General features: G+C 70.9%; 14 protein-coding genes. 9 read left to right on the forward strand and 5 right to left on the reverse strand.

Annotated elements, in window-relative coordinates:
• Positions 1-1,888: toxin glutamine deamidase domain-containing protein (locus tag ADK86_RS29535; RefSeq protein ID WP_053699369.1), on the forward strand; the 1,888-nt coding region annotated here is incomplete at its 5' end.
• 42 nt (positions 1,889-1,930) lie between these two features.
• On the forward strand, positions 1,931-4,285 hold the full coding sequence (locus ADK86_RS29540; RefSeq protein ID WP_053699370.1) for an SUKH-4 family immunity protein: 2,355 nt from the start codon (positions 1,931-1,933) through the stop codon (positions 4,283-4,285).
• Between the two features lie 118 nt (positions 4,286-4,403).
• Here the strand turns inward: ADK86_RS29540 and speB are convergent, their stop codons facing one another.
• On the reverse strand, positions 4,404-5,390 hold the full coding sequence (gene speB, locus ADK86_RS29545) for an agmatinase (RefSeq protein ID WP_053699371.1): 987 nt from the start codon (positions 5,388-5,390) through the stop codon (positions 4,404-4,406).
• A gap of 112 nt (positions 5,391-5,502) precedes the next feature.
• Here speB and ADK86_RS29550 point away from each other — a divergent pair, with 112 nt between their 5' ends.
• Positions 5,503-6,297 carry a phosphatase gene (locus tag ADK86_RS29550; RefSeq protein WP_053699372.1) on the forward strand — a complete coding sequence of 265 codons (795 nt, stop codon included), beginning with the start codon at positions 5,503-5,505 and terminating at the stop codon, positions 6,295-6,297.
• Between the two features lie 65 nt (positions 6,298-6,362).
• Here ADK86_RS29550 and ADK86_RS29555 read toward each other — a convergent pair whose 3' ends face one another.
• The 3 genes from ADK86_RS29555 to ADK86_RS29565 all read right to left on the reverse strand — a co-directional run bounded on the left by ADK86_RS29555 (position 6,363) and on the right by ADK86_RS29565 (position 9,260).
• A complete protein-coding gene (locus ADK86_RS29555; RefSeq protein WP_053699373.1) occupies positions 6,363-7,247 on the reverse strand; it encodes an acyl-CoA thioesterase in 885 nt (294 codons plus the stop codon).
• Positions 7,248-7,329: 82 nt separating this feature from the next.
• Positions 7,330-8,487, reverse strand: a complete 1,158-nt coding sequence (locus tag ADK86_RS29560) for an acyl-CoA dehydrogenase family protein (RefSeq protein WP_053699374.1) — start codon at positions 8,485-8,487, stop codon at positions 7,330-7,332.
• A gap of 80 nt (positions 8,488-8,567) precedes the next feature.
• Complete coding sequence (locus ADK86_RS29565; RefSeq protein WP_053699375.1) at positions 8,568-9,260, reverse strand: TetR/AcrR family transcriptional regulator; 693 nt, start codon at positions 9,258-9,260, stop codon at positions 8,568-8,570.
• 171 nt (positions 9,261-9,431) lie between these two features.
• On the opposite strand from ADK86_RS29565, the gene ADK86_RS29570 reads away from it, so the two are divergent.
• From ADK86_RS29570 to ADK86_RS29585, 4 genes are read left to right on the forward strand one after another with little or no spacing between them, the layout of a single operon-like run.
• Positions 9,432-11,057: a carboxyl transferase domain-containing protein gene (locus tag ADK86_RS29570; protein ID WP_030596245.1), complete on the forward strand. Its 1,626-nt coding sequence runs from the start codon at positions 9,432-9,434 to the stop codon at positions 11,055-11,057.
• A gap of 30 nt (positions 11,058-11,087) precedes the next feature.
• The gene (locus ADK86_RS29575; protein WP_107088594.1) at positions 11,088-13,070 is read left to right on the forward strand and encodes a biotin carboxylase N-terminal domain-containing protein; all 1,983 of its coding nucleotides are present in this window, start codon (positions 11,088-11,090) and stop codon (positions 13,068-13,070) included.
• On the forward strand, positions 13,067-14,005 hold the full coding sequence (locus ADK86_RS29580) for a hydroxymethylglutaryl-CoA lyase (protein WP_053699377.1): 939 nt from the start codon (positions 13,067-13,069) through the stop codon (positions 14,003-14,005). Before ADK86_RS29575 ends, ADK86_RS29580 begins: the two co-directional genes overlap by 4 nt.
• Positions 14,006-14,008: 3 nt before the next feature.
• Positions 14,009-15,163, forward strand: a complete 1,155-nt coding sequence (locus ADK86_RS29585) for an acyl-CoA dehydrogenase family protein (RefSeq protein WP_003983279.1) — start codon at positions 14,009-14,011, stop codon at positions 15,161-15,163.
• A 111-nt stretch (positions 15,164-15,274) separates the two neighbouring features.
• On the opposite strand, the gene ADK86_RS29590 is transcribed toward ADK86_RS29585, so the two are convergent.
• Positions 15,275-16,888, reverse strand: coding sequence for a beta-N-acetylhexosaminidase (locus tag ADK86_RS29590; RefSeq protein ID WP_053699378.1), 1,614 nt, complete (start codon positions 16,886-16,888; stop codon positions 15,275-15,277).
• 200 nt (positions 16,889-17,088) lie between these two features.
• On the opposite strand from ADK86_RS29590, the gene ADK86_RS29595 reads away from it, so the two are divergent.
• On the forward strand, positions 17,089-17,364 hold the full coding sequence (locus tag ADK86_RS29595) for a hypothetical protein (RefSeq protein WP_003983277.1): 276 nt from the start codon (positions 17,089-17,091) through the stop codon (positions 17,362-17,364).
• A 71-nt stretch (positions 17,365-17,435) separates the two neighbouring features.
• Positions 17,436-19,265 carry a glutamine--fructose-6-phosphate transaminase (isomerizing) gene (glmS, locus tag ADK86_RS29600; RefSeq protein ID WP_053699379.1) on the forward strand — a complete coding sequence of 610 codons (1,830 nt, stop codon included), beginning with the start codon at positions 17,436-17,438 and terminating at the stop codon, positions 19,263-19,265.
• The last annotated feature ends 414 nt before the right edge of the window (positions 19,266-19,679 follow it).

Genomic DNA, 19,679 nt, shown 5'->3' on the forward strand with positions numbered 1-19,679 from the left:
CCCCCCGACCCCCACCTCCGAAACCCGCAACCGCGAACGCCCCGGCGGACTCGACGGCCCCTCCGACGAGCACCAGCAGCGGGTCGCCGACGCGATCCCCCGGGACGAGAACGGCAATCCGGAGCACCACCCGGACCCGAACAACGGCGACTGGGTCAACCGGATCAACGAACCCGGATCCGACGCCCCGGGCCGCAACAACAACTGCGTGGACGCCGCGCTCGCCACAGCGGACACGTACTCAGGCAACCCCACCGCCGCCGCTCACCGCACCCCGGACCTCAATTCGGACGGCACTCCTTCCGACCGCGGCGAGCGCAACGGCCGCGACCGCATCGAGAACACCCTCGGCGCGCGCTTCAACGACTACGGCAACGGCCGCGACGCCTTCAACCGCCTGGAGAACACCCTTCGCCAGGCCGGTCACGGCTCGCAGGCGGTCATCATCACCCAGGACCGCCACGGCCGCGCCCACGCCTGGAACGCCGTCAACCACCAGGGCAAGATCACCTACGTCGACTCCCAGACCGGGCGGCGCAGCGATCAGCCTCTGCACAGCGGTGATCACGGCGTGCACGCGGTTCCTCTCGGCCGGGACCGCCGGCCGGTCGTCGAGAAGGGCCACCCGCTTCAGGCGGACGCCGGTGGCGCCCGGAGGCCGGCCGCCGAGCCGGCGGGGAAGTCGCCGCCGGAACAGCCGGGTGGCGGTCAGGAGAATCCGGCTCCCAAGAAACCCAAGAAGCGCACGGCAGCGGAGACACGCAACGCGCTCCAGCAACCACTGGACCACCAGGCCGCGGAGGGCACGCCGGGGTACGGGCAGGAACAGGGACCGGATCACACCGCACAGGGCATGCTGGGCGATGAGGCGCAACAGCGGTTCCGTAAAACTCACGTGGTCCGGCAGGTGAACTGGGACACGGTTCTGGGCAACCTGGACCACTGGGCGGACCGGGACACGAACGGTAATTCGCCGCTGGGTGCGGTGATGGACCACCTTCGCGAAAAGGGCCGGGTGGACGAGGCCGATCTGGAGCATCTGCTGGGCGACAGGTATACGAAACTCGGGAGGGACGACAGGCTGGCGACGGTCTCCTGCCTTGCTCGCTTGAGTTACAACTACCATGCGCAGCACACTCGGATCGACGGCCATGACATCAACCCGGAGGGCCTGCAGCATCATCAGGACCACAGGCCGGCCGAGGGGAATCTGAGCGACGCTCGCGGGCGAGCGATCGAATACGTGGCTCAGCAGAACGTCCCCATGCCGGACGAAATGACGCCGAAGAGTGCCAGGCAGTACCGGAAAGACCTGAGGGCCGAACGCACGCGCATCAAGAATCTGCTGGAGTCGAAGCAAGGCGACCCGGCGGCTCTTCCGGACTTCTCCGGCCGGAACTACGCGGTTTTCGAGGTGACGGAAACCGTCGGGAATACGGAGCGGGTGCATTTCATCGTCGGCTCTTCCGTGCCGGCCGGGGAAGGCGTATCGAATCCGGATCACTCGGAACCCGCCGCCGGCGAGGGGCTGCGGCAGCTGGATCCCAAGACGTTCCGGCGCACCGCGATGTTCACCGAATTCGAGCCCTGCGGAAACTCCGGCGACCTGGGCGGTGCGGCCTGCGCTCATTACCTCAGCGAGAATCTCGACCGCCCGGCGGGGGCCCCTCGCGTACCGCATGGAGAGATGAAGAAGCAGGGGCTCCTGACCGACCCGGAAAAGAAGAGCGAGCTCGAAGTTTCATACGGCACCAACTATCGCTACGGCCCATTCGCCGTCGGTGAGACAACGAAGGAGGCCCAAGATGCGGTGAAACAGGGCTGGAAGGACGACATGGATCGGGTCCGCGGCGAACTTCTCCGCATCTGGATCAAGGTGCACGAATAGTCGACGGCGTAGTAGCGTTCCCGCGAAGGACCGACTGAACGAATGGAGTCGAGCGCCGTGTCCCGTGAAGCGGTTACCGCCCGGCTGTCGGAGTGGCTTCGGACACCGGACCGGCGCCACCTGACGCTCCCCGTCGCCGGTCCGGTCGGTGCCGGCAAGACCTCGTGTGTGGCAGACGCGACGGCAGCGGCCGGCCAGGGCGAGTTCCCGGTTGTCACCCACTACGTCGACTGCCGGGGCCGCACCGCGGACGCCGTGGCCACTCAGCTGATCACTTCCTGGGGTTTCGACGAACGTTTCATAAGGACCCGCAACGCCCCGCTGGGCGATGCCTTCCGGCAGCGGACGCACGGCCAGGAGAGGGCGGTCATCGGGTTCGGCAATGTCCAGTGGGCTGGTGTCACGGCGACATCGACGGAACCGGAGCGGGTGCTGCGGCACGTCATCGTCCCCTTGCTGCGCAGCGCCGGCTGCCCGGTCGCCGTACTCGTCGAGACCGACCATCCGCAGGAGCACGTTCCGCTGGCATCGGTTCTGGAAAGCGAGGACCTTCCGCCGCTCGAAGCGCCGGATCCCGGCCCGTCCGCGGGCCACGATCTCCTCGACGCCCTCAGCCGCTTCCCGCAGTTGCGGGCCCTGGCCGCAGCCGAAACCCGCAGCACACCGCTCACCGTCTGGTCCGTGTTGTGCACGGCGCTTGATCTGCCGGGCGACCCTGCGGATTTGCACGCCGCGATGAACGCCCTCCCCGGGCTCCTCACGGCGATGCCAGGTACAGCGCAATCCGACCGCGCCGGAGGAACGGGCGGAATTCCCGGCAGAGGTCCGGACGAAGCCGCCGGGGAAACAGCCGACGACACACACGTCGCCTTCGTCACGGACGGCATACGTCATCTTCTCCGTGGCCATCGCCCGTTGAGCCCGGCGGAACTGACCCGTATCGCTGATGCTCTCCTGAACCGTTCGCTCCGTCTCACCGGAGCGGCTGTCCCCTGGCGCGGGCACGACTCCGTCGCACGCTATGCCGCCGGCACACTGCCTGTGCACTGCGCGGCTGCCGGGACTTTGCCCGAGCTGGCACGCGAGCCCGGATTCCTCGCGAATGTCGACCGGCTCGCCCTGCTCACCGGATTGGCCCTCGGCTTTCCCGACGGTATCCCGCAGGGGGGTCCCGCGGTCGATGTGCACTATCTGGAGGAAGCCGGCGTCGAACCGGACACCCACGAGGAGTGGGTCGCGTGGCTGCACTGGGCCTTGGTGAACCGCGGGGCCACCGACATGGCCGCCCGGCTGGCGCAGTCCGCCGGCGACCTGCCATGGCTCACCCGCTGGTCACACTGGCGCCCGTACGCCCTGTTCGGTCCTTCAGCGGAACACGATGCCGCGCGGGCCGACGAGGCCGTCGTGGGCGTCGCACACGGTACGGACGTCGTCGCGGGCCAGCTGGAGCTCGACGAGGACGACTTCGACGGTGACGCGGGCGCGGATGCGGACGAGTGGGTCCAGGAACGCCTGTGGAGGCTCGACGACGGCACACCGCTCGAGGAGGCCGTCCAGGTCGCGCTGTACTACGACGACGAAGGTGACGTCGAGCACGCGGCAGGCCGCGTTTTCGAGCCGGTCGAGGTGCCGGACGAACTGGACAGCAGACCCGCTCCGCGGGCTCCTTCCTCCTCGTCGTGTCTGGCCGTGGCGGCCGACGGGACGCTGGTCTACGGCGGCCACGGCGGCGTTTACGCCCTCAGCGTCCTGGACCCGGCGCGGGTGACGTCAGCGCCTCGCTGGCGCTCGCTTCCGCTGCTTCACGCCCACAGCCGAGCGGCGACGTGGCCGATGCCGGTCGAAGTCCGCGCGGGCGACCTGCCGCCGCAGCGGTGGTACGAGTCCGCGTTCGGGCGGGGGGCGTGCCGTGTCGTCGCCCGTGCCGACCTTCCGGAGGGAATCACGCACCCTGACGCCGTGCGTTTCCTGACCGAGGTGGGCCTGCCCGACTTCGACGGCGCTCTACCGTACGTCTCGTTCGTCTCGCCGTACTCACTCACCGAGGCCACCGACAACCCCCTTGCCTCTCGGGCTGTCGGCCCAGGGCCGTTCTTCCACTTGGGAACGTGGGTAGGTGCGGAGCTGTTGCTGGACGGTTCGTCCGGACGAATCTACTTGGCACACAGCGAAGGCGCGGCCGAGGGCGATCTCCTCAGCAGCGGTCTGCAACAACTGTGCACACTGCTCGCCCTGTCCAGGCTGCGGGCCGAGAGCGGCTTCACGGTGTGGGCGGAGGAACTGGACGCGAAGCGCAGCCTGCGCGCATGGGCTCAGGAGCTCGACCCGGACGCTGCTTCTCATCCTCACTGGGCTGCTGTGCTGTCGGGCCAGTGGGACGACTCCGACATGCTGTGACCCGTCATCCGCCGTACTTCCCTGCCGCAGCCCGGCCGGTCGTCCAGGTGCGGCACGGGGACCCTGCGATGCGCAACGGTGGTTGCCCGGCACCCCGGACAACCACCGCTCAAGCAGTTCAGCCCCTCCCCGCCGCAATCTGCCGCGACATGATCGTCGTCAGTTCGTACGCCGTGTGGGAGGCCGCGACCGAGGTGATCTCGGCGTGGTCGTAGGCGGGGGCCACCTCTACCAGGTCGGCGGAGATGAGGTTGCAGGTGGAGAGGCCGCGGAGGATTTCGAGGAGTTCTCGGGAGGTGAGGCCGCCTGCTTCGGGGGTGCCGGTGCCGGGGGCGTGGGCGGGGTCGAGGACGTCGATGTCGATGGAGATGTACAGGGGGCGGTCGCCGATGCGCTGGCGGAGCTGGTCGGCGATCTCGTCGACGCCGCGGCGCATGACGTCGGCGGAGGTGACGATGCCGAAGCCCATCTTCTCGTCGTCGTCGAGGTCCTTCTTGCCGTAGAGGGGGCCGCGGGTGCCGACGTGGGAGAGGGCGGAGGTGTCGAGGATGCCTTCCTCGACGGCGCGGCGGAACGGGGTGCCGTGGGTGTACTCGGCGCCGAAGTAGGTGTCCCAGGTGTCCAGGTGGGCATCGAAGTGGAGCAGGGCGACCGGGCCGTGCTTCTTGGCCATGGAGCGCAGCAGGGGCAGCGCGATGGTGTGGTCGCCGCCGAGGGTCATCAGGCGGGCGCCGGTGTCCAGGAGGTCGTCGGCGGCGGCCTCGATGGTCTCGACGGCCTCGTTGATGTTGAAGGGGTTGGCGGCGATGTCGCCGGCGTCCGCGACCTGGGCGAGGGCGAAGGGGGACGCGTCCTGGGCGGGGTTGTACGGGCGCAGCAGGCGGGACGCCTCGCGGATGGCGTTGCCGCCGAAGCGGGCGCCGGGGCGGTAGGAGACGCCGGTGTCGAAGGGGACGCCGACCACCGCGACGTCGGCCGTGCCCACCTGGTCGAGGCGGGGCAGGCGGGCGAAGGTCGCCGGGCCCGCGTAGCGGGGGACGCGGGAGGAATCGACGGGGCCGACGGGTTCCTGGGAGGCGCCGGGAGCGGCGGATGCGGTGGTCATGAGGGTGAGGGTAGGAGTGGGGTCCGGGCGTGCCCATGGACATTTGTGGTGATGTGCCGCCGGTCGATGGACATCACGTCCATCGCCGGGTGCTTCAAGGGACAATGACCTCATGCCGATACTGCCGCCTGCTCCCAGCCGCACCGAACTCGTCGACCATCTCGTACGGACCCGGATCGCCGGTGAGGTCGCCACGCCGCGCGAGAACAACCTCGATCACTACCGCAAGCTGGCCAACGGAGACCGCCACTACTGGCTCGGGCTGGAGCTCGGGGACCGCTGGACCGATGAGCAGGACGTGCTCGCGGTGATGGCGGAACGATGCGGCGTCATCGACGACACCCGCCACCGGATGGGCCAGGACATCATCGACCCCGAGCTGACGGTGGACGCCCTGGAGCGCGCGGCCGCCCGGCTGCGCAAGGCCGCCGCCGGGCGGGAGCGGGTGCTGTTCGCGACCGGGCATCCGGGCGGGCTGCTGGATGTGCACCGGGCCACCGCCGAGGCGCTGCGTGCGCGGGGCTGCGACATCGTCGTCGTACCGGACGGGTTGCAGGCGGACGAAGGTGTGGTGTTCCAGTTCGCGGACGTGGCGATGCTGGAGCGCGGCGCGACGCTGTGGCACACCCACTCCCCCGCGCCGATGACCGCCGTACTGGACGGGCTGGAGCGGACGGGCCAGGCGCTGCCGGACCTGGTCATGGCCGATCACGGCTGGGCCGGGTGCGCGGGGCAGCGCGGGCTGGACGCGATCGGGTTCGCGGACTGCAACGACCCGGCGCTGTTCCTCGGCGAGGCGGAGGGCACGCTCCAGGTGACGATTCCGCTGGACGATCATGTGCTGAGCCCGCGGTACTACGACCCGCTGACGGCGTACCTGCTGGACGCGGCGGGGTTGCTGGGCTGAGGGCAGAAGCGGCGGCCTTGGGGACGCACCCACGCCGCCGCCCCTCGTCCTCAAAGCCCCCCGCTTCACCCCCGCGGCACCCGGATAACCCCTTCCTGGATCACCGACACCACCAGTTGCCCGTCCGCCGTGAAGATGCGCCCCTTGCCCAGCCCCCGCCCGCCTTGGGCGGTCGGTGACTCCTGGTCGTACAGCAGCCAGTCGTCGGCGCGGAAGGGGCGGTGGAACCACATGGCGTGGTCCAGGCTCGCGCCGACCACGTCGCCGACCGCCCAGCCGCCGCGCCCGTGGGCGAGCAGTACGGAGTCCAGCAGGGTCATGTCGGAGACGTACGTGACCAGGCAGATGTGCAGCAGCGGCTGGTCGATGCCGCCGTCCAGCTTGCCGTTCGTGCGGAACCAGACCTGGGAGCGGGGATCGCGCGGCTCGCCGACGCTGCCGAACGGGGGCGCGTCCACGTAGCGCAGGTCCACGGCGGCACGTGCCTCCAGGAGGCGCTGGGCGACGCCCGGTTCGCGGAAGCGGTCGGCGTAGCGGGGCAGCATTTCGGCGGCGGTGGGCAGGGTGAGCGGGTCCGGTGCGTACGGCATCGGCTCCTGGTGTTCCATCCCCTCCTCGTACACCTGGAAGGAGGCGGAGAGGTGGAAGATCGGCTGGCCGTGCTGGACGGCGACGACGCGGCGGGTGGTGAAGGAGCGGCCGTCGCGGATGCGGTCGACGGTGTAGACGATGGGTGCGCCGGGGTCGCCGGGGCGCAGGAAGTACGCGTGCAGGGAGTGCGGCGGGCGGTCCTCGGGGACCGTGCGCCCGGCGGCGACCAGGGCCTGGGCCGCGACCTGGCCGCCGAAGACCCGGGGCACGACGGATGGGCGGCTGGTGCCGCGGAAGATGTCCTGCTCGATGCGCTCCAGGTCGAGCTGTTCGAGCAGGGCGAGAAGGGCGTCGTTCACGCGCGTACGGCTTTCGTTCGGGCTGCGGCGCGCGGGGCCGGGCGCCGGCGCGGCAGCGGGGCGCAGCAGGGGGCGCGGAGCTTCACAGCCCCATGGACTTGGCGATGATGGACCGCATGACCTCGCTGGTGCCGCCGTAGATGCGGGTGACGCGGGTGTCGGCGTACAGGCGGGAGATGGGGTACTCCTGCATGTAGCCGTAGCCGCCGTGCAGCTGGAGGCACTTGTCGATGACGACGGCGGCCCGTTCGGTGGTGAAGAGCTTGGCGGAGGCGGCGTCGGCGGGGGTGAGTTCGCCCGCGTCGTGGGCGTCGAGGGCGCGGTCGACGACGGCCTGCATGGCGTCGACCTCGGCCTTGCAGTCGGCGAGGGTGAACTTGGTGTTCTGGAAGGAGGCGACGGACTTGCCGAAGACCTCGCGCTCCTGGACGTATGCGGTGGCGAAGCGGACCGCGGCGGCGGCCTGGGCGTAGGCGCTCACGGCGATGCCGAGACGTTCCTGCGGGAGGTTCTGGCCGAGGTAGGAGAACGCCTTGCCCTCTTCGCCGAGGCGGTCCTCGACGGGCACCTTGACGTCGGTGAAGGAGAGTTCGGCGGTGTCGGAGGTCTTGAGGCCGAGCTTGTCGAGCTTGCGTCCGACGGCGTAGCCCTCGGAAGCGGTGTCGACGACGAGGAGGGTGATGCCGCCGCGGCGGTCGTCGGGAGCAGGAGGAGCGGTGCGGGCGCAGACGATCACGCGGTCGGCGAGGACGCCGCCGGTGATGAAGGTCTTGGCGCCGTTGAGGACGTAGTGGCTGCCGTCCTCGGAGAGCTTGGCGGTGGTCTTCATGCCGGCCAGGTCGGAGCCGGTGCCGGGCTCGGTCATGGCGATGGCGGTCATCATGTCGCCGGAGACGAAGGGCGGCAGCCAGCGCCGCTTCTGCTCCTCGGTCGCGTACTTGAGGAAGTACGGGAGGCACAGCGCCGTGTGGACGCCGGAGCCGCCGAAGCTGACGCCGGCCCGCGCGCACTCCTCGGTGATGACGGCGTTGAACTTGAAGCTGGTCTCGCCGGCGCCGCCGTACTCCTCGGGGACCTCGATGCCGAAGACACCCAGTTCGCCGAGTTTCTTGTAGAAGTCGCGGGGGGCCTGGCCGGCCTGCATCCACTCGTCGTAGACGGGGACGACCTCGGCGGCGATGAAGGCGCGGATGGTCTCCCGGAATGCTTCGTGATCCTCGTTGAACACCGTACGACGCATCCGCCGCCTCCTCAGGTCCGCCGGCCGGCCTCGGCCGACCCGTCGACTAAGCGCTTGCTCAGCCGAAAGCTACCCGCCGGTCAGCGAGGCTGTCCAGAGGCGTCCGAGGGGGCGGCGAGGGCCGCCGCGCCGTGTCGCACACCGTTCGTGGCGCCCGTGTCGGCCGCCGCGCCCCCGTCCTCCGCCAGCGCCGCGAACGCCCCGCGCGCCAGTCGGTGCAGCAGCGCCGACATCTCCGTACGGCCCGGGAGCGCGCCGGGGCGGCTGAGGTGCGGGGTCGAGTTGAGCAGGCCGAAGACGGCGTGCACGGAGGCGCGGGCGTCCGCCTCGGCGCACGCCGGGTACACCTCGCGCACCACCTGCACCCACAGTTCCACGTACTCGCGCTGGAGGCGGCGCACCCGCTTGCGGTCGGCCTCGCGCAGCCGGTCCAGTTCGCGGTCGTGGACGGTGATCAGCGGCCGGTCGTCGAGCGCGAAGTCGATGTGCCCGTCGATCAGCGCGTCCAGTACGGCGGCGGGGCTGTCCCCGCCGGACGCGGCCCGGATGCGGCCGCCGTCCAGCAGCCGTTCACTGATGCCGACGAGCAGTTCGGCGAGCATCGCGTCCTTGCCCGCGAAGTGGCGGTACAGGCCGGGCCCGGAGATCCCGACGGCGGCCCCGATCTCGTCCACGCCGACACCGTGGAACCCGCGCTCGGCGAAGAGCCGGGCGGCCTCCTTGAGGATCTGCTCGCGTCGGCTGGTGGCTGCCGGGGCGTGTGTGCTGCTCATACAACTAATTGTAGACAGGCGGGTTAGTGGTCGTTAACCTGGGAGAAATGAAGTTAACGCCCATTAACCGCGCCGCCGGGCGATCCCCGGGACGCGCGGCAGTCGGACGAGAAAGGCGCTAGCGATGCAGCCGGTGGCGATGGAGCCGACGGAGACGGAGGTCCGGTGCTGATGGACCCGACGCAGCAGGCACCGGTGCTCGACAGCACGGCCGACCCGGCCTCGGACGCCTGGCGCGCCAACGAGGCCGCCCATCAGGAGCTGGCCGACGACCTGCGGGCCCGGCTCGCCGCGGCCCGCCTCGGCGGCGGCGAGAAGGCCCGCGCCCGGCACACGGCGCGCGGAAAGCTGCTGCCCCGCGACCGGGTGGACGCGCTGCTGGACCCCGGCTCGCCGTTCCTGGAGGTGGCGCCGCTGGCCGCGGAGGGGATGTACGGCGGTGCCGCGCCGGCCGCGGGCGTGATCGCGGGTGTCGGGCGGGTCTCCGGCCGCGAGACGGTGATCGTCGCCAACGACGCCACGGTCAAGGGCGGCACGTACTACCCGATGACGGTCAAGAAGCACCTGCGCGCCCAGGAGATCGCCCTGGAGAACCGCCTGCCGTGCCTCTACCTGGTCGACTCGGGCGGCGCCTTCCTGCCGATGCAGGACGAGGTCTTCCCCGACCGGGAGCACTTCGGGCGGATCTTCTACAACCAGGCGCGGATGTCCGGCGCGGGCATCCCGCAGATCGCGGCGGTCCTCGGCTCCTGCACGGCGGGCGGCGCGTACGTCCCGGCGATGAGCGACGAGGCCGTGATCGTACGGAACCAGGGCACGATCTTCCTGGGCGGGCCGCCGCTGGTGAAGGCCGCCACCGGCGAGGTGGTCACGGCCGAGGAGCTGGGCGGCGGCGAGGTGCACTCCCGTACGTCCGGTGTCACCGACCACCTCGCCGAGGACGACGCGCACGCGCTGCGCATCGTGCGCACGATCGTTTCCACGCTCGGCGACCGCGGCCCGCTGCCCTGGACGGCGCGGCCCGCCGAGGAGCCCAAGCTCGATCCGTCCGGGCTGTACGGCGTGGTACCCGTCGACTCCCGTACGCCCTATGACGTACGGGAAGTCATCGCGCGTGTCGTGGACGGCTCCCGCTTCGCCGAGTTCAAGGCCGAGTACGGCACGACGCTGGTCACCGGCTTCGCGCACATCCACGGCCACCCGGTCGGCATCGTCGCCAACAACGGCATCCTGTTCTCCGAGTCCGCCCAGAAGGGCGCCCATTTCATCGAGCTGTGCGACCAGCGCGGCATCCCGCTGGTGTTCCTCCAGAACATCTCGGGCTTCATGGTCGGCCGCGACTACGAGGCCGGCGGCATCGCCAAGCACGGCGCGAAGATGGTCACGGCGGTGGCGTGCACCCGCGTGCCCAAGCTGACCGTCGTCATCGGCGGCTCGTACGGCGCGGGCAACTACTCGATGTGCGGCCGGGCGTATTCGCCGCGCTTCCTGTGGATGTGGCCGAACGCCAAGATCTCGGTGATGGGCGGCGAGCAGGCCGCATCCGTCCTCGCGACCGTCAAGCGCGACCAGCTGGAGGCGCGCGGCGAGGAGTGGAGCGCCGAGGAGGAGGCCGCCTTCAAGGCGCCGGTGCGCGAGCAGTACGAGACGCAGGGCAACGCCTACTACGCGACCGCGCGCCTGTGGGACGACGGGGTCATCGACCCGCTGGACACCCGCCGGGTGCTGGGCCTGGCGCTGACCGCCTGCGGCAACGCGCCGCTGGGCGAGCCGGGCTACGGCGTCTTCCGGATGTGAGGGGTGCGGGAAGTGAAGGAACAGATGACCATGTTCGACACCGTGCTGGTCGCCAACCGCGGCGAGATCGCGGTCCGTGTCATCCGGACGCTGCGTGCGCTCGGCGTCCGCTCGGTCGCCGTCTTCAGTGACGCGGACGCCGACGCCCGGCATGTCCGGGAGGCCGACACGGCCGTACGGATCGGCCCGCCGCCCGCCGCCGAGAGCTACCTGGACGCCGGCCGCCTGATCGAGGCCGCGCGGCGCAGCGGTGCGCAGGCCGTGCACCCGGGCTACGGCTTCCTCGCCGAGAACACCGCGTTCGCGGCGGCCTGCGCGGATGCCGGGCTGGTCTTCATCGGGCCGTCGGCCGAGGCCATCGAGCTGATGGGCGACAAGATCCGCGCCAAGGAGACGGTCCGGGCGGCCGGGGTGCCGGTCGTCCCGGGCTCGTCCGGCAGCGGCCTGACCGACGCCCAACTGGCCGAAGCGGCGCGCGAGATCGGCATGCCGGTGCTGCTGAAGCCGTCCGCGGGCGGCGGCGGCAAGGGCATGCGCCTGGTGCGGGACGAAGCGCTGCTCGCCGACGAGATCGCCGCCGCGCGGCGTGAGGCGCGCGGCTCCTTCGGCGACGACACGCTGCTGGTCGAGCGCTGGGTGGACCGCCCCCGGCACATCGAGATCCAGGTCCTCGCGGACGCGCACGGCAACGTCGTCCACCTCGGCGAGCGCGAGTGCTCGCTCCAGCGCCGCCACCAGAAGGTCATCGAGGAGGCGCCGTCCGTCCTGCTGGACGAGGCGACGCGGGCCGCGATGGGCGAGGCCGCCGTGCAGGCCGCGCGCTCGTGCGGCTACCGGGGCGCGGGCACGGTCGAGTTCATCGTGCCGGGCGACGACCCCGCCTCGTACTACTTCATGGAGATGAACACCCGCCTCCAGGTCGAGCACCCGGTCACCGAGTACGTCACCGGCCTCGACCTGGTCGAGTGGCAGCTGCGGATCGCGGCCGGGGAGCCGCTGGCGTTCGGGCAGGACGGCGTCCGGCTGACCGGGCACGCCGTCGAGGCCCGTATCTGCGCCGAGACGGTGTCGGTCCGGGAGGGCGCGCGCGGCTTCCTGCCGTCCGGCGGTACGGTCCTGGCGCTCGCCGAGCCGCAGGGTGACGGGGTGCGCACGGACTCCGGCCTGTCCGAGGGCACCGAGGTCGGCAGCCTGTACGACCCGATGCTCTCGAAGGTGATCGCGTACGGCCCGGACCGCGCGACCGCGCTGCGCAAGCTGCGCGCCGCGCTCGCCGAAACGGTCGTCCTCGGCGTCCCGACCAACACCGGCTTCCTGCGGCGGCTGCTGGCCCACCCGGCCGTCGCGGCGGGCGAGCTGGACACCGGGCTGGTCGAGCGCGAGATGGACGCGCTGGTGCCTGCCGAGGTCCCCGCCGAGGTGTACGCGGCTGCCGCGGCCGTACGGAACGCGGCGCTGGAGCCGGTGGCCGACGGCGGCTGGGTGGACCCGTTCTCCGTACCGGACGGCTGGCGGATCGGCGGCCGTACGGTGCCCGCGGCGCACTGGGTCAAGGTCGCGGGGCACGAGCCGGTGCGGGTCACCGGCACCGGGCACGTCACGGCCGACTCGGTCCGCGTCACCGTGGACGGCGTCGTGCACACCTTCCGCCGGGCCGGCGACTGGCTCGGCCGGGACGGCGACGCCTGGCATGTCACCGACCACGACCCGGTCGCGGACACCCTGCGCGGCGCCGCCGGGGCGCACGGGATGGACGCGCTGACCGCGCCGATGCCCGGCACCGTCACCGTCGTGAAGGTGGCCGTCGGCGACGAAGTGGCCGCCGGGCAGGGGCTGCTGGTCGTCGAGGCCATGAAGATGGAACACGTCATCTCCGCGCCGCACGCCGGCACGGTCAGCGAGCTCGGCGTGTCCCCCGGCAGCACGGTCGCCATGGACCAGGTGCTCGCCGTCGTCGATCCGCACGCCTCCGGCCCGCAGGCGGCCGCACCGACCGAGGAGGCAACGGCATGACCGTATCCGGACTGCCCATGACCGTTCCGGCGCCCAACCTGCCGGCCCGCGTCCGTATTCATGAGGTCGGCGCCCGCGACGGCCTCCAGAACGAGTCGGCCGTGGTGCCCACCGAGGTCAAGGCCGAGTTCGTCCGCCGCCTCGCCGACGCCGGGCTGGGCACCATCGAGGCGACCAGCTTCGTGCACCCCAAGTGGGTGCCGCAGCTCGCCGACGCCGAACGGCTCTACCCGATGCTGGCGGACCTCGACGCGCATCTGCCGGTCCTCGTGCCCAACGACCGCGGCCTGGATCGCGCGCTGGCCCTCGGCGCCCGCCGCATCGCGGTCTTCGGCAGCGCCACCGAGTCGTTCGCCAAGGCCAACCTGAACCGCACGGTCGAGGAATCGCTCGCCATGTTCACGCCGGTGGTCGCCCGTGCGAAGGAGGAGAAGGCGCACGTCCGCGGCTATCTCTCCATGTGCTTCGGCGACCCGTGGGAGGGCCCGGTGCCCGTCGCGCAGGTCGTACGGGTCTGCCGCGCGCTGCTCGACATGGGCTGCGACGAGCTGAGCCTCGGCGACACCATCGGCGTCGCCACCCCCGGCCACGTACAGGCGCTGCTCGCCGCGCTGAACGAGGCGGGCGTGCCCACCGACCGCCTCGGTGTGCACTTCCACGACACCTACGGCCAGGCGCTGGCCAACACCCTCGCCGCGCTCCAGCACGGCGTCACCACCGTCGACGCGTCGGCGGGCGGCCTCGGCGGCTGCCCGTACGCCAAGAGCGCCACCGGCAACCTCGCCACCGAAGACCTGGTGTGGATGCTGCACGGCCTCGGCATCGAGACCGGGGTCGACCTGGGCCGGCTCACCGCCACAAGCGTGTGGATGGCCGAACAGCTGGGCCGACCGAGCCCGTCCCGCACCGTCCGTGCCCTCTCCCACAAGGAGTGAACGATGTCCCTGGACCACCGCCTGTCCCCCGAACTCGAAGAGCTGCGGCGCACGGTCGAGGCGTTCGCCCACGACGTCGTCGCGCCCAAGATCGGCGAGTTCTACGAGCAGCACGAGTTCCCGTACGAGATCGTGCGGGAGATGGGCCGGATGGGGCTGTTCGGCCTGCCGTTCCCCGAGGAGTACGGCGGCATGGGCGGCGACTACCTCGCCCTCGGCATCGCCCTGGAGGAGCTGGCCCGGGTCGACTCGTCCGTGGCGATCACCCTGGAGGCGGCCGTCTCGCTCGGCGCCATGCCGATCTACCACTTCGGCACCGAGGAGCAGAAGCGCGAGTGGCTGCCCCGGATGTGTACGGGCGAGGTGCTGGGCGCCTTCGGCCTGACCGAGCCGGACGGCGGCTCGGACGCGGGCGCCACCCGCACCACGGCCGTACGGGACGGCGACGAGTGGGTGATCAACGGCAGCAAGTGCTTCATCACCAACTCCGGCACCGACATCACCGGCCTGGTCACGGTCACCGCCGTCACCGGCCGCAAGGACGACGGCAGCCCGCTGATCTCCTCGATCATCGTGCCGTCCGGCACCCCGGGCTTCACCGTCGCCGCCCCGTACTCCAAGGTCGGCTGGAACGCCTCGGACACCCGTGAGCTGTCCTTCTCCGACGTACGGGTGCCGGTGGCCAACCTGGTCGGCACGGAAGGCCGCGGCTACGCCCAGTTCCTGCGCATCCTGGACGAGGGCCGGATCGCCATCGCGGCGCTGGCCACCGGCCTCGCGCAGGGCTGTGTGGACGAGTCCGTCCGCTACGCCAAGGAGCGGCACGCCTTCGGGCGGCCGATCGGCCACAACCAGGCGATCCAGTTCAAGCTGGCCGACATGGAGATGCGGGCGCACACCTCGCGGCTGGCCTGGCGCGACGCAGCCTCCCGCCTGGTGCACGGCGAGCCGTTCAAGAAGGAGGCGGCGCTCGCGAAGCTCTACTCCTCCGAGATCGCGGTGGACAACGCCCGCGAGGCCACCCAGATCCACGGCGGCTACGGCTTCATGAACGAGTACCCGGTCGCCCGTATGTGGCGCGACTCCAAGATCCTGGAGATCGGCGAGGGGACGAGCGAGGTGCAGCGGCTGCTGATCGCGCGGGAGCTGGGGGTGTAGGCGTCCGCGTCCGGCGGTCGCGTACGGCTTCCCCGTACGCGTACGGCGTTCACTACGGCACAGGGCGGGCCCGGGAATCCGGACCCGCCCTGCTGTCACGGCGCCGTCAGCTCACTTCTTTCCCCACGGCACCTGCGGGGACCTGTAGTAGTCGAAGCCCATGGCCTCCCAGCGGGGCGCCTGGGCGGCCAGCCGGTACTTGTAGGTGTCCCAGTCGTGGGTGGACCGCGGTGACCAGCCCAGCTCGGCGATGCCGGGCATCCGCGGGAAGGTCATGTAGTCCAGGTGCTGGTTGGTGGAGAGGGTCTCCGTCCAGATCGGCGCCTCGACACCCATGATCGACTTCTGCGGCGCGCCCTTGAGGTACGTCGCGGGGTCCCAGTCGTAGGACCGCTGGACCTCGACGTACCCGGCCCACGCCTTACCCAGCTTGGTGTCCTTGGTGTACTTCATGTCGAGGTAGGAGCGGTCGGCCGGCGACAGGATCAGCCCGGTGCCCTTGCGGGCCGCCGCCGCGACCTGCTCCCGCTCCTTGGCGGGGGTCTTGTCGTAGCCCCAGTACTGCACCGCGGCGCCCTTGGCCGGGGTCACGGCGGTCATCTGGTGCCACCCTATGACCTTCTTCTTGTACTTGGTCACCAGCGGCTGGACCTTGTTCATGAAGGTCACGTAGTCGGCGTGGCTGGTGGAGTACGCCTCGTCGCCGCCGATGTGCAGATACGGGCCCGGGGTCAGCGCCGCGGTCTCGCGGAAGACGTCGTCCAGGAACTCGTACGTGATCTTCTTGGGCACGCACAGCGAGCTGAAGCCGACCTCGACGCCCGTGTAGATCGGAGGCGCGACGTTGTTGCAGTTGAGCTTGGCGTACGAGGCGAGTGCGGCCTGGGTGTGCCCCGGGGTGTCGATCTCGGGGATGACCTCCATGTAGCGGCTGGCGGCGTAGCGCAGGATCTCGCGGTACTGGGCCTTGGTGTAGTAGCCGCCGGGACCGCCGCCGACCTGGGTGCTGCCGCCGTAGGTGGCCAGCCGCGGCCAGGAGTTGATCTGCAGGCGCCAGCCCTGGTCGTCGGTGAGGTGCAGATGCAGCTTGTTGTACTTGTACAGCGCGAGCTGATCGATGTAACGCTTCAGCTGCTCGACCGTGAAGAAGTGCCGGCCGACATCGATCATCCCGCCGCGGTAGCCGTAGCGCGGGGTGTCGGTGATGGTGCCGCCCGCGACCTTCCAGGGGCTGTGCTGCACGCCGCGCTTCTCGACGGACGGCGGCAGCAGCTGGCGCAGCGTCTGTACGCCGTGGAAGAGCCCGGCGGGCCGGGCCGCGGTGATCGTCACGGCGTGCCGGGTGGAGGTGAGGCGGTAGCCCTCGGCGCCCAGCTTCTTGGTGTCCTTGCCGCCGAGCCGCAGCACGATGCCGTCCCGGCCGTCCTTGCCGGTGACGGGCAGGGGGTAGCCGGTGGACGGCCGCAGCACGTCCGCCAGGTAGCCGGCCACCCGCCGGACCTCGCCCGACGCGCCGGGCACCCGGATCTGCGTCCGGTCGCCGAGCGTGTAGGGGTCCTTGCCGGGCCGGACGGAGGCGGGCGCCGGGATGACCTGGTCGAGGGCTATGGGTTTGGCGTGGCGGGCGGCCTGGTCGTCAGGGCCGTCCGCGGGCCGCGCTCCGGCCGTGGACAGGCCGGCCGCCGCGACCAGCAGCAGCGAGCAGAACAGTCTGCGTCGTCTCACGAGGTTCCCTTCGGTGGGCTCGTCGTGCAGGGCTGTGCGTGGTCGTACGTGGCATGGAGCAACCGAACGTCAACATTGAGTACCGCTGACCCCGGTGATGGTCAAGGTGCGGACCACGTCTGGCGTCATCCGGCGTGTCGCTTGCCCGATATCGGGCAGATTTCTTGCATTGGCCGGGGCGACCCATCAGTATTCATCGGGTGCTCGATCGCCGTTCGCCCCATGAGGACCTCATCGACCACCTGGTGCGCAGCACGCCGCTACAGCGCGGCGAGGCTGCCCGGGTGGTCCTCGACGTCCTCGCGTACTTCGACGAGACGACCGAGGACTACGTCCGCAGACGCCACCGGGAGCTGCAGTCGCAGGGACTGCGCAACGACGCGATCTTCGAACGGATCGGGCAGGAGCTGCCGCACCGCGCGGTGTGCCCGCCCACCCTCTCGGCGCGCCAGCTGCGCCGCCTCGTCTACGGCTGACCCGGCCGAGCACCCGGCACGTGCCGCATCACGTGCCATCTGTCCAACTGCCTGACCGAAGGGGTCACCACATGTGCGGGATCGTCGGCTACATCGGTAAGCGGGACGTGGCTCCGCTGCTCCTGGAAGGACTGCAGCGCCTGGAGTACCGCGGGTACGACTCCGCCGGTATCGCCATCCACGCCAAGGGCACCGGCAAGGCCGCCGGCGGCCTGAAGACCGCCAAGGCCAAGGGCCGCGTCCGCGAGCTGGAGTCCCGCCTGCCCAAGCGCTTCGCGGGCACCGCCGGCATCGCGCACACCCGCTGGGCCACCCACGGCGCGCCGACCGACGAGAACGCCCACCCGCACGTGGACACCGAGGGCAAGGTCGCCGTCGTCCACAACGGCATCATCGACAACGCCGACGAGCTGCGCGCCAAGCTCACCGCGGACGGCGTGGAGTTCGCCTCCGAGACCGACACCGAGGTGCTGGCCCACCTGATCGGCCGCTCCCAGGCGCCGACCCTGGAGGAGCAGGTCCGCGAGGCCCTGCGGGTCATCGAGGGCACGTACGGCATCGCCGTGCTGCACGCCGACTTCCCCGAGCGCATCGTCGTCGCCCGCAACGGCTCGCCGGTCGTCCTCGGCATCGGCGAGAAGGAGATGTTCGTCTCCTCCGACGTCGCCGCGCTGGTCTCGCACACCCGCCAGGTCGTCACCCTCGACGACGGCGAGATGGCCACCATCAAGGCCGACGACTACCGCACCTACACCACCGAGGGCTCGCACACCTCCGCGCAGCCCACCACGGTGGAGTGGGAGGCCGAGTCGTACGACATGGGCGGCCACGACACGTACATGCACAAGGAGATCTGCGAGCAGGCCGACGCCGTCGACCGCGTGCTGCGCGGGCGGATCGACGACCGCTTCTCCACCGTGCACCTGGGCGGCCTGAACCTGGACCCGCGCGAGGCGCGCGCCATCCGCCGGGTGAAGATCCTGGGCTGCGGCACCTCGTACCACGCGGGCCAGATCGGCGCGCAGATGATCGAAGAGCTGGCCCGTATCCCCTCGGACGCCGAGCCGGCCTCCGAGTTCCGCTACCGCAACCCGGTCGTGGACCCCGACACCCTCTACATCGCGGTCTCCCAGTCCGGTGAGACCTACGACGTGCTGGCCGCCGTGCAGGAGCTCAAGCGCAAGGGCGCGCGCGTCCTGGGCGTGGTGAACGTGGTCGGCTCGGCGATCGCCCGGGAGACCCACGGCGGTGTGTACGTGCACGCCGGCCCCGAGGTCTGCGTGGTCTCCACCAAGTGCTTCACCAACACCGTGGTCGCCTTCGGCCTGCTCGCGCTGCACCTGGGCCGCATCCGCGACCTGTCCGTCGCGGACGGCAAGCGGATCATCGAGGGCCTGCGCAAGCTGCCCGGCCAGATCCAGGAGATCCTGGAGCTGGAGGACGAGGTCAAGAAGCTGGCGGCGGAGTACGCGGACGCCAGGTCGATGATGTTCATCGGCCGGGTGCGCGGCTACCCGGTGGCCCGCGAAGCCTCCCTCAAGCTCAAGGAGATCTCCTACATCCACGCCGAGGCGTACCCGGCGTCCGAGCTCAAGCACGGTCCGCTGGCGCTGATCGAGCCGGCCATGCCGACCGTGGCGATCGTCCCGGACGACGACCTGCTGGAGAAGAACCGCGCCGCGATGGAGGAGATCAAGGCCCGCAGCGGCCGCATCCTGGCCGTCGCGCACCAGAAGCAGGACAAGGCCGACCACACCATCGTCGTGCCGAAGAACGAGAACGAGCTGGACCCGATCCTGATGGGCATCCCGCTCCAGCTGCTGGCCTACCACGTGGCCCTGGCCATGGGCCGGGACATCGACAAGCCGCGCAACCTGGCGAAGTCGGTCACGGTCGAGTAGGCGATCGACGGCGAGCGGTCGCTCATGGGCGGTGGTCGCCCGGGGCGGGAGCTCGCTCGGGCGAGCAGTCGCCCGACGGACCGCGGAGGTCCTGTCCACCTCCGCGGTCACGGGCGTTCGTCCGGGGGAACGGGCGGCCTACGGGGGGCCGCCCGTTCGGACGACGCGCCCCCACGAGGGGGCGGGAGGCGGGTGCCCCGCGCGTGCCACCATACGCGCGAGGCCCCGCCTCCCCTGTTGCCGGCGTCGCCCTTACGCCGGCGGTGGCCGCCCTCCCGGGAACCGTCACCTCCCGGGCGGCAGCACGTTCTTGACGGGCGTTCTCGGCGGGCGGCCGGTGACGCGGCGACCGGCCGGCCGTTCACGCTCCGTTCGCGTCCCACTTGATCGGATTTCTACCCTCCACAACCCGGC

The sequence above is a fragment of the Streptomyces sp. NRRL F-5755 genome, from assembly GCF_001279365.1.
Lineage (GTDB): Bacteria > Actinomycetota > Actinomycetes > Streptomycetales > Streptomycetaceae > Streptomyces > Streptomyces rimosus.